General features: G+C 35.2%; 13 protein-coding genes and 1 tRNA gene. 5 read left to right on the top strand and 9 right to left on the bottom strand.

From position 1 onward, the window contains the following. The first annotated feature begins 101 nt into the window (after positions 1-101). A tRNA-Ile gene (locus A5844_RS06160) sits at positions 102-174 on the top strand. Positions 175-544: 370 nt separating this feature from the next. Here the strand turns inward: A5844_RS06160 and A5844_RS06155 are convergent. Both A5844_RS06155 and A5844_RS06150 read right to left on the bottom strand, forming a co-directional pair. Further along, the gene (locus tag A5844_RS06155) at positions 545-802 is read right to left on the bottom strand and encodes a hypothetical protein (RefSeq protein WP_002324509.1); all 258 of its coding nucleotides are present in this window, start codon (positions 800-802) and stop codon (positions 545-547) included. Positions 803-970: 168 nt separating this feature from the next. After that, complete coding sequence (locus tag A5844_RS06150; protein ID WP_002334076.1) at positions 971-2,143, bottom strand: IS256-like element IS256 family transposase; 1,173 nt, start codon at positions 2,141-2,143, stop codon at positions 971-973. Between the two features lie 367 nt (positions 2,144-2,510). Between A5844_RS06150 and A5844_RS06145 the strand changes: the two genes are divergently transcribed. The 4 genes from A5844_RS06145 to tnpB all read left to right on the top strand — a co-directional run bounded on the left by A5844_RS06145 (position 2,511) and on the right by tnpB (position 5,509). Continuing rightward, positions 2,511-3,815, top strand: a complete 1,305-nt coding sequence (locus A5844_RS06145) for a conjugated bile salt MFS transporter (RefSeq protein WP_002343763.1) — start codon at positions 2,511-2,513, stop codon at positions 3,813-3,815. 34 nt (positions 3,816-3,849) lie between these two features. Further along, a complete protein-coding gene (gene bsh, locus A5844_RS06140) occupies positions 3,850-4,827 on the top strand; it encodes a choloylglycine hydrolase (RefSeq protein WP_002326152.1) in 978 nt (325 codons plus the stop codon). A 141-nt stretch (positions 4,828-4,968) separates the two neighbouring features. Then, positions 4,969-5,154: a hypothetical protein gene (locus tag A5844_RS06135; RefSeq protein ID WP_002324505.1), complete on the top strand. Its 186-nt coding sequence runs from the start codon at positions 4,969-4,971 to the stop codon at positions 5,152-5,154. 1 nt (position 5,155) lies between these two features. Next, on the top strand, positions 5,156-5,509 hold the full coding sequence (gene tnpB / locus A5844_RS06130) for an IS66 family insertion sequence element accessory protein TnpB (protein ID WP_002324504.1): 354 nt from the start codon (positions 5,156-5,158) through the stop codon (positions 5,507-5,509). Between the two features lie 63 nt (positions 5,510-5,572). On the opposite strand, the gene A5844_RS06125 is transcribed toward tnpB, so the two are convergent. The 7 genes from A5844_RS06125 to A5844_RS06095 all read right to left on the bottom strand — a co-directional run bounded on the left by A5844_RS06125 (position 5,573) and on the right by A5844_RS06095 (position 13,581). Beyond that, positions 5,573-6,526 (bottom strand): IS30 family transposase, encoded by a 954-nt coding sequence (locus tag A5844_RS06125; RefSeq protein ID WP_086284364.1) that lies wholly within the window; start codon positions 6,524-6,526, stop codon positions 5,573-5,575. 248 nt (positions 6,527-6,774) lie between these two features. Beyond that, a complete protein-coding gene (locus A5844_RS06120) occupies positions 6,775-7,863 on the bottom strand; it encodes a hypothetical protein (RefSeq protein WP_002286103.1) in 1,089 nt (362 codons plus the stop codon). 242 nt (positions 7,864-8,105) lie between these two features. Further along, entirely contained in the window at positions 8,106-9,740 is a 1,635-nt protein-coding gene (locus tag A5844_RS06115; protein ID WP_086284363.1) for a recombinase family protein, read from the bottom strand. Positions 9,741-9,743: 3 nt separating this feature from the next. Beyond that, entirely contained in the window at positions 9,744-11,117 is a 1,374-nt protein-coding gene (locus tag A5844_RS06110) for a recombinase family protein (RefSeq protein WP_086284362.1), read from the bottom strand. Positions 11,118-11,132: 15 nt separating this feature from the next. Further along, on the bottom strand, positions 11,133-11,372 hold the full coding sequence (locus A5844_RS06105) for a hypothetical protein (RefSeq protein WP_086284361.1): 240 nt from the start codon (positions 11,370-11,372) through the stop codon (positions 11,133-11,135). Positions 11,373-11,801: 429 nt separating this feature from the next. Next, complete coding sequence (locus tag A5844_RS06100) at positions 11,802-13,217, bottom strand: DNA primase family protein (protein ID WP_086284360.1); 1,416 nt, start codon at positions 13,215-13,217, stop codon at positions 11,802-11,804. Next, positions 13,210-13,581, bottom strand: a complete 372-nt coding sequence (locus A5844_RS06095; RefSeq protein WP_002328107.1) for a hypothetical protein — start codon at positions 13,579-13,581, stop codon at positions 13,210-13,212. Before A5844_RS06095 ends, A5844_RS06100 begins: the two co-directional genes overlap by 8 nt. Positions 13,582-13,790 lie beyond the last annotated feature (209 nt).

Here is a 13,790-nt window from a genome sequence, read left to right as displayed (position 1 = left end):
AAATGTGTAATAATTAATGTGCCATCACAACAAAGAATGAAAACCATTATTATCTAGTCTATGTCCATTCTTTTTGTTTGCAGTAGTTGTGATGGCTTCTCGTACCTTTAGCTCAATTGGTTAGAGCAGACGGCTCATAACCATCCGGTCGTAGGTTGAGTCCTACAGGGTACATATAGTAATTAAGTTAGTTCTGTGTTAAAATTATTTAGAAGAGTATTTATGTAAATAAAAGCTTTCTTCAGCCACCTTCGGGTGGTTATTTTTTTATACACAATCTTATGTCTATTTCCTTCATAAGTTATGATGACATCTGTTCAGAGCTACTCGAAAGAATAGTTTTTTAGTATTGATTTTTTATAGGATGAGATTATAATAATAGTCGTAATAGCTGATGAATCAATTTCCCAATCTTTTTACGCATTTAAACAGCGAAGCGTCTTCGGACGCTTCTTTTTTGTACTACAATCAATATTTATATTTGGATTACCTCCAGATAGTTTCTTTGTATAAAAAAACGACTCATAATGAGTCGTTTAATAGATCAGAGTAATAAGTCATTGATTTCTTTAAATTCTTTATCAAGTTCTTTTTCATCATATTTTTCATATTTATCAGCTTCATGAAGAATTTTTTTAATTTCATGAATAGCCTTTCGTTCAACTAACCATTTTTTTAGGTTATGTTTTTTTTCTGGATTTTCAGATAACGTATTAAGTTCGTCTAACTCTTTATCCAGTTTATTGACAACAGAAACAATTTTGTTTACAACTTTTTCTTCTTTGTTTTCTAAATTTGACATTTATCTTCACGTCCTTTTTATTTGATAATTTAAGTATAGAACTTTGATATAGTTTATACAAATAAAAACGCTTCTTTGTGTATTCTGTGCTTTTCTTTTGGAATGAGGAAAACTTTGGAGTCAAGTCCAGACTCCTGTGTAAAATGCTATACAATGTTTTTACCATTTCTACTTATCAAAATTGATGTATTTTCTTGAAGAATAAATCCATTCATCATGCAGGTCCATAAGAACGGCTCCAATTAAGCGATTGGCTGATGTTTGATTGGGGAAGATGCGAATAATCTTTTCTCTTCTGCGTACTTCTTGATTCAGTCGTTCAATTAGATTGGTACTCTTTAGTCGATTGTGGGAATTTCCTTGTACGGTATATTGAAAGGCGTCTTCGAATCCATCATCCAATGATGCGCAAGCTTTTGAATATTTTGGTTGATCGATATAATCATGAATCAATCGATTTTTAGCCTCACGCGCTAAGTTAATATCTGTGAACTTAAAAATTCCTTTAACAGCTTCTCTGAAAGATCTTGAATTTTTTTTAGGAATGGTGGTAAAGATATTTCTTAGGAAGTGAACTTGGCATCTTTGCCAACTTACGTTGGTGAAGGATTTTCTAATGGCAGAGACTAATCCTTTGTGCGCATCAGAAATAACGAGTTCCGTACCTTGTAAACCGCGTTCTTTTAGGTATTCAAAAAATGTTGTCCAGGTCTCTTCGCTTTCGCCACTTTGAATCATGAAGCCGATAATTTCACGGTCGCCATCTTTGGTTATTCCAATCGCTATATGACAGCTTTTTGAGAGTACTCGATTTTCTTCTCGTACTTTTATATAGAGTACATCGGTCATTAAGTAAGGATAATTTTTTTCTGATAATAAACGATTCTGCCACTCGTTAACCATAGGTTCTAGCTGTTCTGTTAAGCTAGAAACGAAGGACTTAGAGACGGATTTACCACAAAGTTCTTCCACAATTGTTGATACTTTACGAGTTGAAACGCCTGATACATACATTTCCAACATTGAAGCCATGAGGGCTTTTTCGTTTCGTTGATAACGTTCAAACACTGTGGGTGAAAAATGGCCATCACGTGTTCTGGGTACTTTTAATTCTAGCGTGCCTACACGTGTCGTAAAGCTGCGCTCATAATAGCCATTTCGTTGACTTTGTCGGTTTTCTGTTCGTTCATATTCTTTTGCTTGAATATATTCTGTTCGTTGATTTTCCATTAGTTGATTAAATACCGTTGTTAAAATATTTTTAGAAACGTCATCCTTTACAGAATATTCAATAATGCTTTGAATCTCTTCGCTTTTCAGTGTAAAATGTACTTGGGTCATGTAAAAGTCCTCCTGGGTATGTTTTTGTCGTTAAAAACATTGTACCGTAAAAGGACTGTTATATGGCCTTTTTACTTTTACACAATTATACGGACTTTATCTTTTTTTTATTTGGCTGTATAATATAATAGAAGACTGATTGACTTCAATCAGTCTTCTATTATATTATTTATACATCTTCGCTTTCTATAAGAAAGCCCCATTTATCCAATTTTTATCTATTTTTTGATATCTCATTGATTCTCTTAATTATTGAATAAATCATTTTATTTTTTATTCTCTAAAAATAAAATATTCACAAAAAAGGAGGGCTGTTATCATTTTTAAGAGATCAATGTTTTATAAATAAATATTGAGGTGATAATTTATGACAAATGTGTCTAAAGGTAGTAAACATTTAATTATTTTTGCTTGTATGCTATTACAAGCCATTCCTTATGGCATTGCACAAAACATCCCTCCATTATTCATTCACTATTTAGAGAAAGAATATCATTTTAGTGTCCAAAGTGTTGGCTATATTTTTATGATTGGCGCTTTAGCAGCATCATTAATTTCACCAATGGCTGGTAAAATGTATAGTAAATTTCCAGTCAAGCTAATAATGTTAGGTGGATTAATTTTGTCTGCTTGTGGAGTTATGTTAAACGCAGTTTCAACCAAATTATGGATGTTTTTATTAGCAAATTCAATTACTCAAATAGGAACTGTTACGTTTTCAGGTTTAGGGGTACCGTTTTTAATCGCTACTTGGTTTGATGAAAAATCTAAAGCTAGCGCACTAGGAATTGCCTTTGCAGGTGGTTCTATCGGGAATTTCTTTTTACAACCTATCGTAACCAACCTACTCAATCATTATGAATTGCATAGAGTCTATTTCATGTGTGCATTGGCTTCCTTGGTTGTTGGGGTACTTGTCGGTGTGTTTTTAATCCATCCTAACAAACAACCGATCGAATCTAGTGCTGCCAAACAATCAACTGATTCTTCTAAAGACTCAAAAATCTCTACAAATCAATCTGTTCCCCAAGGTACCCATCCTGCTAATACTCAAACCGGTATCGGCTATAAAAAAACTACCCAACAAAAAAGTTTTTGGGCATTATCTTGTTTTTATTTAATTATAGGATTAGCTATTTCTGCTCTTTCCAGTCAATATGCAAACTTTTTCGCTTCTATTCATATCAATACTACCTTAATTGGTACGATTGGCTCTACGTTTGCCATTGCTTGTTTGGTTGGAAATGTTGGCGGAGGTTTCTTATTCTCAAAAATTGGTGTACGCAACGCCATGTTTTTAGCCTTTATTTTACAACTAGTTACCGTTATCTTGCTAATTGCTAGTATTTTTATTCCTAGCATTAAAGTCATTTCTGCATTTGCTTGGGCCGTCCTTTATGGTTTTAATGTTTACTCTTATATGAGTGCACCGGCTGTAATGATGCAAACACTCTTCGGTATGAAAGACACCAGTCAAATACTAGGTGTATTTAGTATCTTTTTTGCAGTTGGCTTTGCTTTAGGAAATATTGTATTTGGTTTCTTTGTTGATACCTTTGGCTTTACTGCAGCTTGGATTAGCATTTTATGTTATGTACTTATCGGATTTTCTGGTTTATTATTCTTCATTACCGATATTCAAAAACATAAATTTGCCGATCAAACTGCTTAATGCATAATTTTTTTGAAAGGAGTGCATCATATTCATGTGTACTGGATTAAGATATGTTAACGGAGATTTTTACTTTGGACGAAATTTAGATTTAGATTACCATTTTGGCGAAGAAATCGTTATTACACCTAGAAACTATGAAATCACCTATAAAAATGAACCTTCACAAAAATCACACTATGCTTTTATCGGCGTAGCTATGGTATTAGATAATTATCCACTTTATGCCGATGCGATTAACGAAAAAGGCTTAGGCATTGCAAATTTGAATTTCCCACAGTTTTCTAAATATGCTGATGAAATCAAAGAAGGTGCCCTTAATCTTCCTCCTTATGAATTAGTGCCTTGGGTGTTAGCACAATTCTCAACTGTTAAGGAAACTAAAGCTGCCCTTAAAAATTTAAATATGGTTGATATTCCTTTTAAGCCTAATGTACCGAACACTACTTTACATTGGCTCATCGCCGACAAAGACGAAGCGATTGTCGTTGAAATTATTGACGGAAAAACCGTCATTTATGATAATCCTGTTGGCGTTTTAACTAATAGTCCTAGTTTTGATTATCATTTAATGAATTTACACAATTATCGTCATTTAAGTAGCAAACAACCTCACAATTCTTATTCTCCTGATTGGGATGCAAAACCTTTTGGCGAAGGTTTTGGTGCAATTGGTTTACCTGGTGATTGGTCACCAGCATCTAGATTAGTTAAAGCCACCTTTGTTAAAGAACATTCAGTTTGTCCTCAAGATGATGTAGCCAATGTTACACAATTCTTCCACATTTTAGATTCAGTCGCTTTTGTTCAGGGCTGTACTACTTCTGATCGAAATACTCATGATATCACTATGTATTCTTCTTGCGGAAATACTGCTACTGGTGATTATTACTATAAAACCTATACCAACAACCAAATCTCAAAGGTTTCTATGTCAAAAGTTGATCTGGAATCTACTAAATTGTTTGTTTACCCTATGGAAGATAAACAACAATTTAGACAAGTCAATTAAGGCGTTGGCTTGCTCATTTTAATCAGCTTAATCATAAATAATTGGTAAATGCAATGTAAGCGTTAGATAGCTTAGCGGTCTTTCCTCCTCCTTTGAATTTAGGTAGTATTAAGCTACCAAAAATTTAAAGGAGGTTTTTACATGTTTCAATCGCAAATTGTACCTGTAAAGCTTACTGACAATGAAAAAAACCAAAAAGTTGATGCTCTGCATAAAAAGAACTCTCAAAAACTATGGGCACATATCAAGACTTCATCAGGAACCGAGGTACGTCTATTCCAAGGAGTCTCCCCACAACTAACACAAATGATTTTGGAGAAATTATAGTATGCTCGTTGATTTTACTAGAGTAAAAAATATCTTTATTGTATGTGGAAAAACAGATATGCGAAAAAGTATTGATGGATTAGCTAGTATCATTCAATATGAGTACAATTTGGACTTGTATGATGATGCAATATTCTTATTTTGTGGTGGAAAAGCTGATCGTTTCAAAGCACTCTATTGGGATGGTGATGGATTTATTTTATTGTATAAAAGATTTAATGATGGAAAACTAAGGTGGCCGCGTAAGTCAGAAGAAATCATGCAGTTAAGTAACCAACAACTTCGTTGGCTACTGGAGGGATTGAGTATCATTCAACCGACTGCTGTCAAACGAGGTGGAAAAACAACGTTTTAAGTAATGAGGTACAGGAAGAAACAGATAAATTCTTCCTGTTTTTATTTTATATTATTTGTCAAATTAAGCGAGACAAAACTTTCCATTTACGTAACTCAAAAAAACTTCTAATGGTGTTTGGTAATTTAGTGATTTTCTAGGGATATGGTTTCTTTTGGACGCAACGGATGAGATGAATCCTTGATTGACTTGGTTGAAGTCCATTTCTTTTGGTAGTCCATCTTTTGGGAGGAGTCCGTTTGAATGTTCATTTAATCCCCGTTGGGAAGGCGTTCCTGGGTCTGCGAAATAAATATCAATATCATTCGTATTACTAATACTTTTCCAATTAGAGAATTCTTTTCCACAATCAAAGGTAATTGATTTGAAAAGATTTTTGGGTACGGATTGAAGCCATTCATTAATCGAATTTTCAATATCAACTGCCTTACGGCCTTCTGGTTTCAAGGCGATAATGGCTTTTGAAAGTCGCTCAACGAGTGTGATGACGGCACTTTTATGGTGGATGCCGACAATCGTATCACCCTCTAAATGTCCAAATTCTTCTTCGAAAACGACATAATCTTTTTTACGTTCAGAAATATTTCTTTTGAATGCCTGTTTTCCACGTTTTTCCTTATAACCATTTGGTTTTCGTTTTCCTTGCATCGGTAAATGTAAAACATTGAATTCTCCCGTTTTAAACCGGCGATAGAGGGTACTTACTGAACAAGAGAAGGTTCGCTCTGCACGGCCAATAATGACGTCTGGGGTCCAACCTTCAGTTGATCTTTTTGCAATGTATTCTTTTTCCTCAGCAGGAAAAATGATTTCGGTTCTCCCGCAACGTCGCTTATTTTCTTTGTATTGTTCAAAGTATTCAAGTGCTGTTCCACCACATTTGAGAAAGGTATAGACATTGTAAATTGTTTGGCGTCCACGTTTAAGCTGCTTCGCAACGATAGCAACCGGAGTTTCTTGATGAAAATATGCTTCTATCATTACAAGCTCGTTTGGTGTAAGATGGGTATAAGTCATTTATGTTCACTCTCCTTGTATGCTTTAGCGGGTATTACAATTTGAGTGTAACATAAATGGCTTTTTTATTTGTCTCGCTTAATTATACAAACGGCGTTTCTAAATAGTATGAATTTACTAAAAAATAACAGTTATTATCTTTTAGTAAATCCATATACCATTCTCCAATTTTTCCAATTGATATTACAAACATTTCACGTTAAAAATTTATGATACAGTTCATCTGATAATATCATTATAACTCAATGTTATTCTGCTTGAACTTGACCAGAATTACTTACAAAATATTTATACATCTGATCAGTTCCATCGGCCATATAATAAAAATAATATCCGTCTGCTGTAGTTTCTCTTCCGGCATCAGTTGCATTAGGTCTACCTAACTCATTGTGTTTAGCTATTGCAAGTTGAGCAGCTTCTAACTCTGAAATAGCTGCTTGACTAAGTGTAGAGACATTATTGTTTGTTGCTTCATTGGGTACAGTTTTGAAATAATCATCTTGGATAATCTCACCATTATTATTCACTGTAATGATATTCCAAGTGATACCTTCTGGACCTCCATGTAGTTGATAATGAAAAGTAAACGAGCCATCAGAATTTTGTTGCCCATTTTCAAATGCATCTGAACCGCCCGATTGTGGAAGTTTTTGTCCCAGATATTGAGCTGCTTCTTCAATAGAATTTAATAAATTCGTGTAGACCACTTGTGGTTCTTCGGAAACATTTTCTTGTAAAGTAGCTACCTCACTACTTTCTGTTGTAGTCTCTGTTGATGTAGCCTCCTGATTATCAATTTTTATTTTCTCTAGTTGGTTTTTATATGTGGTAATTGTATCGTCAATTTTTTTGATTAATGAATCTACTTCCGCTTGGCTATATACATCAGTACTCTCTTTTTGTACCCATTTTTTGAGTTCATCTAATGTATTTACTTTTTGAGAAAGATCATTTTCAGTTGCTTCTTCAAGATTATCTAGTGTATTCTCTTTTAAGTCTTTATCGTCTTGTTCTTTAAAATTTGTTTTGATCTTCTTAATAGATTCTGTATAGGTATTAGTAATTTTTTTCTCCGTTTTATCTGACTTAGAGTAAGCACTGGATTCAGTAACAAATTTTTTGTACTCCGACAGTTTTGTATCTTTATCTTTTTCGGCTAAAATTTTCTCTACATTTTTTTCTATTTGTTTCATTTTACTTTTTACTACTTCAGCAGTTTTTGTTTCTGAAGTAGCCGTTTTACTTTTGTCTGTCGAAGCTGAACAACCTGCAAAAACAAAAATAGACCCTACCATAACACCCATCACTAACTTTTTTTTCCAATTCTTTGAGTACATGTGTTTTCTCCCTATTATTTTTTAGTTAATTATAACATCTTTTCATAAAATTTGAGACTACTATATGCGTTTTTTTGTTGATTTACCAACATGTTTAGACATTTTCCTCTAGGAAAAAATTAACTAGCACCACGGGTAAATATCCCTATTTATGATAAGGACCTCCCTAACTACTTCTCTAACGATTTCAAATCGCTAGAGAAGCGTTAGCGCCCCTCTAACGTTGTTTGATATAACCTAGACTAGATCGTTAACGTAAAGGGTGTTTTTAACACAAAAATAGCCGTATCCTTTGTTTTGGATACGGCTATTTGGTATTGCTCATTCAATTGTTGTACCACGGCAGGCGTGAATTTCATCGTAATTTCCAACATCTCCTTATGGTTAGGATCAAAGGTTATTTTCTCAATAAAAGTACGATACAAGGCTTTGACTTGCTTCTTCTCACTATGGGCAAGAAAACGATCCAAACTAGTCAATATCTGTTGGACATCTTTGACTTGAATCGGCTCTCCTTGTTGAAAGATCCCTAAGATTTCATTTTCTCGAATGTGCAACTGTCGTCGTTTTTCAGTCAATTCGTCTAATCGGTTTTTTAACATCGGAAACAATTCAGGACTATCTTCCAAAGCAACTTCCCATTTTTCAATTTTAGTCTTCAATTCTTCCTTTCGTTCCAGTAACACCACGAGTTCTTGTTCCAATGGTTGGCTTTGTCGCACTATTTCTTCATTTAACGCTGCCACCAATCGGGGAAGAACTTCTGGTAGCTGAACGATCTCCTTTAATCGGTCGGCGACAAATGTTTCCGCTTGCTCGGCACGAATCGAATTGGCATGACACACACTTGCTCCTTTATTCCGAAAGACTGAACAAGAATAATATCGAATCCGTTTCTTTGTGCCATCTTTTAGGGTATTTGTGACATTACTCGCTGCCATCGGTGCCCCACATTCTGGACAACGTAACAAGCCTGTCAATACATTTTCACCTGTATGGTTCCATTTGGGTTGTTTTCCTTCTAAAGCAAGACGTTCTTGTACTTTTTGATAATCTTCTTCCGAAATAATCGGTTCATGGGTTCCTTTCACTAAAATCGGTTTCGGATTTTTTCCTTTCCGTCGTTTGGTTTCCCAATTGATATAGCGCGCATATTCTAAATACCCTGCATAAATTTTATTGCGTAAGATATCTTTGACTGCCGTAGTAGAAAAAGCATTCTTTTTGACTGTTTGATATCCTTGACGATTCAAAAAATTGGCAATCGCTCGATACCCTGCTCCACCTAAATATTTTGCATAGATCAGACGAACAATTTTCGCCTCTTCTGGTTCAATGACCAATTGTTTTTGACCATTCGTGTCAATACCACTGACATAGCCTAAACGTCGTCCACCTGCATAACGCTTTTTATCTTTCACTAAGCTTTGCATTGACATCTGAACATTCTCCGCAATTTGGTTGCGTTCAAATTCACCGAAACTCCCAAGGAGTTGTAACATCAGTTTACCTGTCGAAGTGGTCACGTCAAATTGTTCCGAGATCGAATGTAACCCCACATCATATCGCAATAGTTCCTCGACGGTTTGTAAGACATCTAACATATTGCGTCCGAGACGGGTCAATTTCCAAATCACTAGTAGATCAAAACGATGGTTTCGAGCATCGCTCATCATTCGTTGATAGGCGAACCGATTTTTTGTGGATTTCCCACTAATCCCTTCATCGGCATAAACTTCTACCACTTCATAGCCCATCCGTTCGGCAAACTGTCGTCCATTTTGTTCTTGTGCTTGAATACTATGTCCTTCTAATGCTTGTTCTTGGGTACTCACTCGAATATACAATGCGACTCGTTTGGTTGGTGTCGTTTCCATAGATCATTCGTTCCCTTCTAAAATATTTTGTGTCAGTTGTCGGAAGTAAATCCCACAGACTGTTTTTTCCTTTGTTACCTCGATCCGACAAACATGGTCACATAACAATTGTCGACTAGAGAGGTCTTTTAGTTGAAGCCATTCTTTCACTTTTGCTTCACACTGTTGGAGTGAAAGAAACGAAGAAGTAGACCTCGGCTTTTGAAGAGCTTGCAGCTGTTGCTTGAGTTCTTCCAGTGAACAATTGCCTTCTTCAAATGCCTTGAGCCATTGTGCTTCTTGTTTCTTTTGTTGGATTACTTTGTGTTTTTCATCTTTTCGCTTTTCGGCTAACTGTTGCGTCAATTGGGCAATCAAAGCCTGATAGACGCCTTCGTGTTGAAAAAAACCCTGTATCTTTTCCAATACTTCTGACTCAACCCTTTCTGCCCGAAGAAAGATTCCTTGGCAGCTTCGGTCGGTACAATGATAATAATGAAGCGTCTTCGTCTTCTTTGTATTCCATTGATACTTCGAACTCAGATGACGACCACAGAAGGGACACCGAATTTTTTGACGTAATAAGTACGGATACGTATCTTTTTTAGCTGTACACCTTGATTGGCGAATCTCTTGGGCTTGTAAAAAGATTGTTTTCGAGAGAATCGGTTCAAAGGTTCCTAGATACTTCCCCAAAGATCCTCCTTTGATTTCGCCATAGTACAATGGATTTTTTAGAATACTATAAATATGATAGGGCTGAAAAGGACGTTCACGGAAGAAGAACTTTTGTTGCGTCAATCGTTGACAAAGCTTTTTGTAGCCATATTTTTTAGTCAAATAAAGTTGAAAGATATGGCGGACAACTTTTGCTTCGTGTGCTTCTTGTTGGATTTTCCCATTCACTAAACGATACCCATATGGAACCGCAGAAGACAAATATTGACGTTGTTGTTTTTTATAGGCAAGTCCGGCACGAACATTTTCAATAATGACGTTTCGTTGTTGTTCTGCAAAAGTGAACAATAATTGCACAAATAGTTTATTCGTTGACGCGTGCGAGAAAGAAGCAGGAAGAGGTTCAGAAATCGAATAAACTTGAACCTGATGTTGTTGGCACAATTCAATAAATTCTAAGGCTATTTTGGCTTGACGTGCCAATCGATCATAACGCCAGACATAGATTACCCCCTCTTCTTCTGACGCACAAACCCAAGCTCTAAGCTGTCGAAAAGCTGGACGATCCGCTTTTCCCCCTGATTCTCCTTTGTCTGAAAATCGTTGAGGAATTTGTTCATATTTCTCTAAAACATACTCTTTCACTGCATCATATTGAGCGTCATTACTGATTTTCGCTTCTTCATAAACAGACGTTCGATCATAACAAGCCACACGCATGCTTGATTCCCCTCTCTATGAATGAACTAAATACCATTCTTTCACGACTCTTCCATTGAACGAACGTTGCACAAAGTGGTTTTCTAAATATCCTTCGTTCTTCAACGCTTGAAGAGTACCTCCAATAGATCCAGCAGATAACCCTCTTATTTCGAAATCCAAGTAAATTGGTTGTGTAAAAAAGGCTTGATTTGAAAAATGTTCTTGAATATACAGAAGAACCTCTGCTTTTAGTGTCATTTTATTTTTAGTCATTAGAATTTTCCTTTCTTTCATGTTTGATTGAATGAAGTAAATGAAGCATAGATCAAGCTTCATTTACTTCCGTTTGGGTTTGCTCGCTATCATACAAATAAGTAATCAGTAGCTTTGAAATCGCAGCCAATAACTTTCCCTTGTCTATTTCCTATAACCAACTGAAAGAAAAACTTTGACTGTACTTCTTTCGATTGAATTTAGTCTTCGATCGATCGCTTTTCGAGATCTTTTTCATGATGAAAATAAGAAATCATGTCTTTTGCAAGTTGAGATAAAAATTCTTCCATTATTTTTCCACCCCCATATCCTCATAAAAAATGCTCAGGTCAATAGAAAAATCCCCGTTTTCTGCTTTCATCAATTCTAAAACCAAAGAATTGAAATTTTCTTGTTCCATCAATTTTTTCACTCTCCCTTATTAATGTCTTACAGTTCTTGTATTGACTGATTTAAGACAATTCCAGAGAGATAGGTTTTGCCATTACTTTTTTTAGTGGAAATAACAAAGCCTTCTGCTTCAAAAAGTTCAATCAACCCTTTGTTGAATGAACGAAGCGTTCCGTATTGTCTAGCCGACCAATTCTTTTCCTTTAACATTTTTTGGAAAGTTTGAAAAAGGAGGTTACTCTCCATCTTTTTTGTTGGATTTTTCGATAAATAATGCGCCTTAAAATAAGACAAAGGATGTACGCATCCTAAAAACTGTTCTTTTGCCTCATGCATCAAATCAGATATAGTAAATTGATATCCGTTCTTAATTAATCGCTTCGCCCCTTCTAAGGCAAAGTTTAAAATTCCAGACAGTTCAAGTGTCATTTTTTCTAGTAGAAAAGGATCTTGCTCTTCTGGACGAAACGTTCGAGGAAATGGAAGAATCAGTAATCTACGAGAAAATCCGTAAGAAGAATCCGTTATCAAAGGCAAATGATTCATTAAAAAAATGAACTTAGTAGGAAGTATACAAGTGATTTCTTTGATGCCTTTCCGATTTAACGTGATTGGCTCTCCCGCTGTAACAGCTTTTAAAGTAGCTGTTTCAAAACTATTTACATCACTTTCTGTAGCTAAGTTGAGTAACTTATTGTGCATCACTTCCATTCCAAATCGACTTTGAAAAGCTGAAATTCCAGAAGAACTCGTATTACATTCGCCAACAAGCTTTGCTAAGAGAGCAAACAACAAAGATTTACCGTTCGCTCCCGATCCATATCCAATCAGAAAAGCATTCGCCTGATGGCTCGACAAAAGAACATAGCCGAACCATTCTTGAACAAACGCAATTGTTGATGGATCAGAATAGAAAACCTCATTAAGAAATTGAAGAAATCGAGCGCACTTTTTTTCAGAATCATACACAACCGTGCTAAAAAAATGAGCATAGTGATTGGATTGACTCTCAATAATCTCTCCAGTTCGCCTATCAAAAGTGCCATTTGTCAACACTAAATAATCATCAGAGAAAGTCTCAAGCATACAGAGTTTCCTTTTAATATGTTCACATGTATTTCTTTCGCGATACCATAAGTTTGTGTCATCTACGCTTTTTGTGACTTCATACACCAATCTTTGCAACCAGATTTCTCCCTTTGATTCCCATCTATGAGTGATGTAATTATACATGTGTATACTGTTAGTCGATTTCAGCATGATAATGTTTGTATATTCAATTATTAGATCTGCCACCTTCTCGTTAAACGCTTCCTCAGTCAAATTTCTGGGAATAGTTTCAATAAGATTAAAGAACGCTTCCTTTCCTTCTTTGCCTTCTTCAATTTCTTGTAGTTTATTGGGATTTAGATACCTCTTAAAAATTTGTGTATTTTCCATTTCTTTTTTATCCACGACTCACTTCTCCTTCTTCATCTATTAATTCTTCCAAAAGTATTAACCCATGAAAATTACAGTAACAACGATCATTTCGACAAGTATCCATATATACAAGTAAAATTTCTTTACCAATTAGGAAATTTAAGTCAATGATATTTCCTTCTATATATCTGGAAATACTCGTTAAGAGTCGCTCATATTCAAACCGATTAAACAGATTAATTTCAAATACTCCTTGATTAGAATGTGTGCTTTTAAACATATTCAGTTGAATAGTGACGATTTCATTACTCGCTACACTAATTTCTCTCACCATTCCATAAAAATGATAAGTTTCTCCTAACACTTGATTGACTGATACTTTAGTATTCTTCAACATATTCCTTCGCTCCTTCATAAATATATTAAAATCAAGCAATAGTCGAAATGTGCTTTCCCTTCTTATTTTTCCAATAAAACAGAGAATTCCTATCGCTTGTTGAACACATCATAAAACATGAATTTCTTTTTTTCACCGTCAAATTCGTAGGGAAACATAATTTTTGCCGATGTTTTTTTAATGTATAAGAATCTCTTTATCTTAACTAA

The organism is Candidatus Enterococcus wittei, assembly GCF_002140175.1.
Lineage (GTDB): Bacteria > Bacillota > Bacilli > Lactobacillales > Enterococcaceae > Enterococcus_B > Enterococcus_B wittei.
The sequence above is the reverse complement of the archived record's forward strand: the minus strand, read 5'-3'. Positions and strand labels throughout refer to the sequence as shown.

Bases quoted from the DNA above. Each gene is read 5' to 3' on its own strand.
- A5844_RS06110 (WP_086284362.1), bottom strand. From the start codon at position 11,117: ATGCGTGTGGCTTGTTATGATCGAACGTCTGTTTATGAAGAAGCGAAA.
- A5844_RS06125 (WP_086284364.1), bottom strand. From the start codon at position 6,526: ATGACTTATACCCATCTTACACCAAACGAGCTTGTAATGATAGAAGCA.
- A5844_RS06135 (WP_002324505.1), top strand. From the start codon at position 4,969: ATGTTTCAATCGCAAATTGTACCTGTAAAGCTTACTGACAATGAAAAA.
- tnpB (WP_002324504.1), top strand. From the start codon at position 5,156: ATGCTCGTTGATTTTACTAGAGTAAAAAATATCTTTATTGTATGTGGA.
- A5844_RS06115 (WP_086284363.1), bottom strand. From the start codon at position 9,740: ATGGAAACGACACCAACCAAACGAGTCGCATTGTATATTCGAGTGAGT.
- A5844_RS06150 (WP_002334076.1), bottom strand. From the start codon at position 2,143: ATGACCCAAGTACATTTTACACTGAAAAGCGAAGAGATTCAAAGCATT.
- A5844_RS06120 (WP_002286103.1), bottom strand. From the start codon at position 7,863: ATGTACTCAAAGAATTGGAAAAAAAAGTTAGTGATGGGTGTTATGGTA.
- A5844_RS06095 (WP_002328107.1), bottom strand. From the start codon at position 13,581: ATGTTGAAGAATACTAAAGTATCAGTCAATCAAGTGTTAGGAGAAACT.
- A5844_RS06145 (WP_002343763.1), top strand. From the start codon at position 2,511: ATGACAAATGTGTCTAAAGGTAGTAAACATTTAATTATTTTTGCTTGT.
- A5844_RS06155 (WP_002324509.1), bottom strand. From the start codon at position 802: ATGTCAAATTTAGAAAACAAAGAAGAAAAAGTTGTAAACAAAATTGTT.
- bsh (WP_002326152.1), top strand. From the start codon at position 3,850: ATGTGTACTGGATTAAGATATGTTAACGGAGATTTTTACTTTGGACGA.
- A5844_RS06105 (WP_086284361.1), bottom strand. From the start codon at position 11,372: ATGACTAAAAATAAAATGACACTAAAAGCAGAGGTTCTTCTGTATATT.